The organism is Curtobacterium sp. LFS084, assembly GCF_047977705.1.
GTDB lineage: Bacteria > Actinomycetota > Actinomycetes > Actinomycetales > Microbacteriaceae > Curtobacterium.
Window position 1 is genome coordinate 1 of sequence record NZ_JBFPFM010000071.1, and the last position, 6,540, is coordinate 6,540.

Below are 6,540 nucleotides of genomic sequence, written 5' to 3' on the forward strand. Positions count from 1 at the left end.
GGTCGGTGCCGTGGGCCGCGGGGCGGACCGCCGCCGCGCCTCCCGGCCCCGCGTGGCGCGCTCAGCCGCGTCCGCGGGCCAGCGCCACCGCCTGCCGGAGCGACAGGTCGGGCAGGTACGCGCGGACCACGGCGATCCCGATCGACGGCAGCGCGACGGGGTCCGGGTAGGCGAGCACGAGCGGGTGCAGGTCGGGACCGAACTTCTGCTTGAAGCGCAGCAGCGACCGGAACCCGTACACCGGCTCGAGCACTCCGCCGACGAGGTCGAGCAGGCTCTGCACGCCGTCCGCCGGCTGGGCGCTCTCGGCGGCCTGGGCGAGCGGCGCGGCGGACAGGCTCAGCCGCTCGATCCCGTCCTCGCGCATCCGGTCGGCGGCACTCGCGACGAGGAACTCCATCACCCCGTTCGGAGCGGCCGGCGTGCGACGCATGACGTCGAGCGTCCAGGCCACGACCCGGCCGTCGCGGTGCCCGGGCAGCCAGCTCGTGACCGCGAGGACGGTGCCCTCCTCGTCCTGCGCGACGAGGGTGCGCACGGCGGGGTCGCGCATCTCGTCGACCCCGCCGAGGGTGAAGCCCATCTCGGGGAGCTCGCGCTCGGCGACCCACTCCTCCGAGATGGCCTCGATCTGCCTCGTGGTGGCCGCCGGCAGCTGCTGCCAGCTCGACCAGGTGGCGGTGAGGCCCTCGCGTGCCGCCTTGTTCACCGAGGTCCGGACGTCCTGCTTCTTCTTCCCGCTCGTGGTCCAGGTGCGGGGGTCGAAGTCGGCGTCCTCGGCGACGGGGAGGGTGCCCCACCCCTGCGCAGTGAGGACACCGGCCGTCTCCGCACCGATCCCGTAGAAGACCGCGGTCCACCCGTTGTCGTCGCACCACCGGGCGAAGGCGGTCATCGCGGCCGCTCGCGCGTCGGGCCAGCCGAACGGCCCGCCGACCGTCACCGCGACCCGGCCGTTCCGGCGGAAGGCGACGCCGGCGCGACCGTCCTCGGCGAACCAGTAGGCGTTCCCCTGCCAGGTCGTCATCCAGCCGAAGGCGTCTCCGCCGCCGGCGACGAGCAGGGCCCGGGCGCGCTCGCGGTCGGCGTGCGTGGCGTCGGCGTCCGCGTCGGGCTCGACGGCACCGGTCGGCCGGACGGCGGCGATCGCGACGACCGTCCAGAGCACCGGTCCGCTCAGCCCGAGCACGAGCCGGAGCGCGTGGTCGAGGGACGGCAGCCGGTCCCACGAGCTGACCGGCGCGAGGGGTCCGAGCACGGCGAGCGCCAGGCGCAGCGGGTCCTCGACGTGGTGTGCCGACGACGCTGCGACGACGAGCACGACGACGACGAGGCCGATGGCCGCCGCCCCGACGGTCACCGCGAAGGTCACGACACGGCGTCGACTGGTGAGGACCGTGAACGACCGCCGCAGCAGGACGAGGACGACGGCGGTGCCGAGCGGGACGATGATGGACGCGACGATCGACACGTCCGTGACGAACGGGTCCTGGACGCCGTGCAGCGCGACGGTGCGCCCCGGGACGAGGCCGTACGTGATCGCCGCGGCGACGGCGGTCACGGTGTCGACGACCACCACGAGCCACACCGCGAACCGGCTGCCGCGGAAGAGTCCGAGGCCGCCGACGACGAGCACGAGGAGCGGCGCCACGGCGAGCAGGAGGGTCCAGGGGCTCGTCGTGTGGAACGTGAGGAGGCCGCGGAGGCACTCCCCCGGCACCCCGTCCGACCGGCACCCCCGCACGGGCGACACCGGCCCCTGGCCGACGACCGCGGCGATCGGCGCGAGGAGCCCGACGCGCGCGCGGGAGACGAGCGCGATGACCGGGCCGACGGCGGACACGAGCACGGCGGTGCCGAGCAGCACCCGGGTCTCGCGGTGCGAGCTCCGCACCCAGCCCTGCCGCTTCGGGGTGCGGCGGAGGAGCTCGCCGAGCACCCAGCCGGCGGCCGCGGCGAGGACGGCGGACAGGTCGGAGACGTGCCCGGCGTACAGCAGCAGCGCGGCCACCACGGCCAGCGCGTTCACCCGGATCCGGCGGCGCCACAGTGTGCCCGCGAAGGCACTCGCGGTGACGACCGTGCCGACGATGGCGGTCCACGGGTCGAAGCTCGTGGCCCGGCCGAGCACCATCGGCACCGCACCCCGACCGTCGAGGTCGACGAGCACGGCGAACGCGGCGATCCCCGTGCCCACGATCGTCGTCACCACGAACGCCAGCGCCGTCCGCCACGACCCCATCAGCCGCTCCGACGACCCGACGAGGACGACCACCCCGGCGAGCGTCACCAGCAGGGCGAGGACGCCGGTCGAGGCGGCGAAGACGCGGAACGGCCCGAACACCGTCGCCTGCGCGCCGTGCTGCAGGCGGAGGACGAACGCGAGCGTCGAGGTCGCGAGCACGAGGACGACGATCGCGGTGGTGACCGGACGCGTCACGACGAGGCGGCGGACGGTCGACACCGCCTGGGACACCCTGCCGGTGGCGGCGCTCACAGCGGTCCGTTCGCGGGGAGACCGAGGTGCGCGAGCACCGACGGCAGACCGTGCGCGAGGACGTACCGCACGGTGTTCCAGTCGTGCGCCGAGCCCGGCGACACGACCAGTTGCGTGCTGATGCCCTCAGCCTCGGCCGCTGCCCGGAGCGTGGCGGTGGACGCCTTGTACGGGGCGTCGTCGCCACCGACCCCGAAGACGACGAGGTGGTCGGCGTAGCGGCCGTGCGCGCGCATCTCGGCGATCGGCGTCGCCGCGTCGTACGCCGACCTGGACCCGTCGAACCCGACCGCGATGGTGTGCTGCAGGCTGCCGTTCTTCGGTGCGAGCTCGCTGGAGATCGCCAGGGTCGACCCGAAGACGTCCGGGTGGGCCGACGAGAACTGCATGGCGCACGTCGCCCCCTCGGAGAACCCGACGACGCCCCATCCCGAGGGCGCGGTGGCGACCGCGAGGTGCTTGCGGATCCAGTCGACGGTGTCGGTCATGACGTAGGTCTCACTGCGGCCGAGGCGCCGGGAGTCGACGCACATCGGGTTGCGGTTCGGCGCGCCGAGCTGGTCCGGCGCGACGACGATCGGCGCGAGGCCGTCGTGGGCTGCAGCGTACCGGTCGAGGTACTGCCCCATGTTCCCGGTCTGGAAGAGGTCGGACGGCTCGCCGGGCTGCCCGGAGAGCGCCACGAGCACGGGGAGCGCCGGAGCGTTCTGCACCTGGGCGGCCGGCGGCAGCCAGACGACGGCCTTCCGTGCGTGGAAGTGCGAGATCGTGCCGGGGATCTTCACGCTGAAGGTCTCGCCCCGCTTCGGCATGTCCGCGGGTGCGTGCCAGTCGTGCAGGTCGACCAGCCGCTGCACCGTCGGGTTGCGCTCGGCGAGGTCCCGGGTCTTGTAGGGGTTCGTCGCGATGGCCTGCTCGACGTTCTTGTAGAAGCCGAAGTCGACGTTGACCCCGAGCCCCGCCGCGAGCAGCAGGCTCGCGGCCGCGGCGACCGCGACCACCCGACCGGTCCAGCCACCCTGCACGAGCAGCACGACGAGCAGCAGCAGGCCGGCACACGCGAAGGCGACCCACATGCGGGTCACCGGGGTGAAGGCGACACCGAACGCGTCCTGGACGTCCCCGAACCACCAGACGAGCGCCAGCCCGACGGCGGCACCGACCACGAGGGCGGCGACCCGGACGAGCACCCGGCCGAGCGACCTCGGCCGGGCGAGGAGCGCCCACACGACGAGTGCGGCGGCGATGACGTCGACCGGCACGAGGACGTTGGAGCCCGTGATGGGGATGCGCAGGAGGTCGTGGAACACGCTCTCATCGTGGCGCTGCCCCGCTGCCGGGCGGCCCCGGAGGCGCTTCTGCTCCGCACAGGTTCACCATTGTCGGCTCCCAGGCAGCCTTCGGCATGCGTCCAGCTGTCCGCGGACTCGGGTGTGAGGGGCACCGCGGCACGGTGCCCCTCACGGTCCGCCCGACGTCAGTGCTGCCGGCGCAGCACCATGGTCGCCGCTCCGGCGAGGAGCAGCAGCAGGGCGAGGGCCGCCGGGAGGGCCGGCGACGGCGCTCCCGTGTACGCCAGGGCCGGCTGCGTGCCCGGCCCGTCCGCGGCGGCCTGGGCGACGGTCGCGGTGCCGGTCGTGGTGGCGACGAGCGTCGCGGTCCGGGAGGCGCTGGTCACCGCGGCGACGTCGGTCACCGTCGCGGGGGCGGTCACCGTTCCGGGTGTGGTGCCGTCGCCGGCGCCGGTGCCGCCGCCGGGCGTCGTGCCGTCACCGGGCGTGGTGCCGTCGCCGGGGTCGGTGCCGCCACCGGGCGTGGTGCCGTCACCGGGGTCGGTGCCGCCACCGGGCGTCGTGCCGTCACCGGGCGTGGTGGTGGTGCTGGTGCCGTCGCCCACGATGCCGATCCCGTTGCCGCCGACGGTGATCGGGACGCTGATGACCGGCGTGACCTGGCTGCCCGACAGGAGTCCCCCGTCACCGGAGGTGGAGCCTCCCGTGGTGGGCGTCGTGGTCCCGCTGGTCGGGGCGGTCGAGCCCGAGCCCGAGCTCGTGCCGTCGCCGAGGACGCCGATGCCGTTCCCGCCGATGGTCACCGGGACGGACACCACCGGGGACACCTGCGTGCCCGAGGCCGTGCCGTCCGCACCCGAGGTGGAACCACCCGCGGCCGGCGTGCTCGTCGCGGTCGCCGGGGTCGCTGCCCCGGTCGAGGTGCCGTCACCGAGCAGCCCGATGCCGTTGCCCGACACCGTCACCGGCACCGCGACCGCACCGAGGACCTGCGTCCCCGAGAGCACTCCGTCGCTGCCGGAGGTCGAACCACCAGCGGTCGGCGTCGTGGTCCCGGTCGCCGGGCTCGTCGAACCCGTGCTCGTCCCGTCACCGACGAGGCCGATGCCGTTCCCACCGATCGTCACGGGGACCGACACCACCGGGGACACCTGCGTGCCCGAGGCCGTGCCGTCCGACCCGGAGGTCGAACCACCCGCGGTCGACGTCCTGGTCCCGGTCGCCGGAGCGGTTGCCCCTGCCGAGGTGCCGTCGCCGACGAGGCCGATGCCGTTGCCCGACACCGTCACCGGGACGGCCACCACCGGCGCGACCTGCGTGCCCGACGCCGTGCCGTCCGAGCCAAAGGTCGTCGGCGCCGCGGCGGGTGCTGCAGCCGGAGCAGCCGGAGCAGCCGGGGCAGCAGCGGGTGTTGCGGCAGCGGCAGCGTCGCCACCGACCGCGATCGCGTTGCCCGAGACCTGCACGGGCGCGGTCACCGCGGGCACCACCTGGGTCCCGGACGCGATGCCGTCAGCGCCCGACGTGGACGGCGACGCGGCAGGAGCCGGAGCCGAGGACGACGGTGCGGCCGGAGTCGCCGGCGCTGCGGGTCGGGTGACCGACGACACGGCGTCCCCGAGGACCCCGAGTGCGTTGCCGGTCGCGGACACCGGCGCGTCGATCGACGGCGCCACCTGCGTGCCCGAGGCGGTGCCGTCCGCACCGGAGGTCGTCGCCGCGTTCGCCGCGACCGCACCCCCGAGCGTCAGACCGCCGACGAAGAGGGCGAACCAGAGCCCTCTCGAGACGTACTTGTTCATGATCGTTGCTCCCTGATCGAGGTGAGATGTGGGCCGACCGCAGGAGGCGGCCGGTGGTGCGTGCCTGCCGTGCCGGACAGGCGCACCGATCTCAGTCAGGGGCGACGTCGTGCTCGCCGACGACCGACGCGGGGACGGCGTCGTTTGAGAGGGTGCCGCGTGACCCCGCGGCGAGGGAGACCTGGTCGTCGGAACCGACGATGCCGACGGCTGCTGCCGACCCGGCGGAACCGGCAGCGCTGCCGCCGAGGGCACCCGCTCCGGAGGGGCCCGCGGGGCCGTCGAACGTGACGCCGTGCCCCACCGGGACGAGGAGTGCCCGCCCGCCGTACGTCGCGTCCCGAACGGTCGACGTCGAGGCCGCGGCCGTCGGGTCCGCGGACACGGGGCCGCCGGCCGCGGGACGGTGCGCGGCTGGGTCGGGGACGACGGCCCGGGCGCCGGCACCCGCGGTGTGCGGTGCGGAGGCCGTCGGCGGCGGGACGGACGCGACGGGGGTCGTGGACCCGCCGCCCACCGGGCCGGTGGGGACGTCAACGACGGGATCCGCGCCTCCCGGCAGGACGCCGTCCACCGTCGGGGGCAGGTCGGTGACGACCTGCGGGACCGAGCCGACGACCGCGCCGACGTCGCCGAGGGTGTCGTCCACGAGCCCGGCGACCGGGCCGGTGACGGTCCCGAGGGTGTCGCCACCGAGCACGGACCGGACGACCGGGACGCCGCCGACCACGCCGTCGAGCGTGTGCACGACGGTGGTGACGGGGCGCGCGTCGGCGAGGGTCCGGACGGTACCGGTGACGGGATCGAGGACCCTCGCGAACGTGTCGGTGACGGGCCTGGAGGCGCTGCTCGCCTCCCCGGGTCCGGCCTGCGGCCCGGCGGTGGTCGCGTCGGTCGGCGCCGCGGGCGCCGCGTCGGTCGGCGCCGCGGGCGCCGCGTCGGTCGGCGC

At 75.3% G+C, this 6,540-nt stretch carries 4 protein-coding genes; all 4 read right to left on the bottom strand.

The genetic code is table 11. The features are described from left to right. Window positions 1–61: 61 nt before the first annotated feature. On the bottom strand, window positions 62–2,497 hold the full coding sequence (locus ACNQOV_RS17970; protein ID WP_416396271.1) for a bifunctional lysylphosphatidylglycerol flippase/synthetase MprF: 2,436 nt from the start codon (window positions 2,495–2,497) through the stop codon (window positions 62–64). Then, window positions 2,494–3,807: an alpha/beta hydrolase gene (locus ACNQOV_RS17975; protein WP_416396273.1), complete on the bottom strand. Its 1,314-nt coding sequence runs from the start codon at window positions 3,805–3,807 to the stop codon at window positions 2,494–2,496. The genes ACNQOV_RS17970 and ACNQOV_RS17975 overlap by 4 nt, the downstream gene beginning before the upstream one ends. A gap of 167 nt (window positions 3,808–3,974) precedes the next feature. Then, window positions 3,975–5,591: a chaplin family protein gene (locus ACNQOV_RS17980; RefSeq protein WP_416396275.1), complete on the bottom strand. Its 1,617-nt coding sequence runs from the start codon at window positions 5,589–5,591 to the stop codon at window positions 3,975–3,977. Window positions 5,592–5,682: 91 nt separating this feature from the next. Further along, on the bottom strand, window positions 5,683–6,540 hold an 858-nt coding region (locus tag ACNQOV_RS17985), incomplete at its 5' end, for a hypothetical protein (RefSeq protein WP_416396277.1).